Source organism: Priestia sp. P5_B4, from assembly GCF_056400385.1.
The window spans coordinates 1-986 of the sequence record NZ_JBFULJ010001158.1; the positions used below are offsets into that span (position 1 = coordinate 1).

General features: G+C 32.4%; 2 protein-coding genes. One reads left to right on the plus strand and one right to left on the minus strand.

Annotated features, from left to right (window positions below; translation table 11 throughout):
• Positions 1-117: 117 nt before the first annotated feature.
• Positions 118-438: a DUF1878 family protein gene (locus tag AC1DRF_RS29585; protein WP_427075836.1), complete on the minus strand. Its 321-nt coding sequence runs from the start codon at positions 436-438 to the stop codon at positions 118-120.
• 268 nt (positions 439-706) lie between these two features.
• Between AC1DRF_RS29585 and AC1DRF_RS29590 the strand changes: the two genes are divergently transcribed.
• Positions 707-841 carry a hypothetical protein gene (locus tag AC1DRF_RS29590; RefSeq protein ID WP_477742517.1) on the plus strand — a complete coding sequence of 45 codons (135 nt, stop codon included), beginning with the start codon at positions 707-709 and terminating at the stop codon, positions 839-841.
• The last annotated feature ends 145 nt before the right edge of the window (positions 842-986 follow it).

Sequence of the window (986 nt, forward strand, 5' to 3'; positions counted from 1 at the left end):
AAAGAACGCAACGCACAGTAGTGTCAAGATAAATGACCAAAAATTGATAACTCGTGCCACTTCAACTAACCTCCCCTACTTTTGAAACTTTCACGTTTAAACACATTCTTAAATCATTTATTTCGAACCTGGCTTTAAACACTGCAAGAAAAAATCGCAAACTGCTGTTTGAATAAACTGCTTCTTTAAACTGCACAATAAATACTCTAATTCAAATTCCTGATAAAAGATCTTAGCAACAACCGATTTTAATTCTTCTACAGTTGGTTGTTCTGACACATATAGTTTATCTAACGCAAGGTTAAATGGAGAAAACAGCTGATCATCTTGATACCAGACGGAAATATCTTCACCTTTTATTCGGCAGCTAAACACACCTAGTATTTTTAAAAATGCCTGAACTTGATTTTCTTCAAACTCATGATCAATCGCAAACATAAAAAAAGGATGTTCCTAAGCGTTAATCATATGTTTCATCAAACTCATTTGATATTTTAATAGCTTTACTTCTTTTACTACGTCCAACTTCTTCACATCTTTCTTAAAAAAATCATCAAACTATAATGCTATACTCTGCGAATTTTACCATAATATAGTAGTTACAATAAACCATTCATAGTACTTTTATCTATTTGTAATTAATTGGATAACAAGGTATATTGTTGTAAATAGGAAATTACTTTATAAACTGAAAGCGAGGATACATATGGGCTTATTAATAATTGCTGCTATTATCACGTTATCCGTCATTTTGGATTACTTCATCTTTGACCATGATGATAAGCATTGGGGCTGGCTAAAAAAAGCTTCTAAACCAGTTAGAAGAAGTGTTACAGGCTAACCAGTTTAAGCAGACTGATATTTATAAAAAAGGCTTAATATACGGAAGACTCAAACCAAAATAAATAACAAATGACATAAGCAAGTAGCAGCCGATAACACTTCTTCTAACTGGTTTAGAAGCTTTTTTTAGCCAGCCCCAATGC